Here is a 247-nt window from a genome sequence, read left to right on the forward strand (position 1 = left end):
GATGCGGCGATGCGCGCTGCCCACGCCCTCGTAGGGCATCAGCAAGGTACGCAGTAGCGCCTGCAGGGTCTGCGCCGGGCGCGGCGCTGCCCCATCCGGGGGCGGTACCTGCAGGTACTCCAGCGCCCGACCGAGACTGGTGAAACGATCCCTCAGCGTCCGTGCATACGGCTGAACTGCTGGAGTGTTTCGTGCGGACAGGGTGACGAGGCCGTTGACCAGGGCGAAGACGTTCTTCAGCCGGTGG

At 67.6% G+C, this 247-nt stretch carries 1 protein-coding gene; it reads right to left on the reverse strand.

The genetic code is table 11. The features are described 5' to 3' along the window. Window positions 1–247 (reverse strand): HWE histidine kinase domain-containing protein (locus GJQ66_RS13565; protein WP_230379677.1); only part of this gene is annotated, 247 nt, incomplete at both ends.

Source organism: Microbacterium sp. ZXX196, from assembly GCF_009709595.1.
GTDB classification, from domain to species: Bacteria; Actinomycetota; Actinomycetes; order Actinomycetales; family Microbacteriaceae; genus Microbacterium; species Microbacterium excoecariae.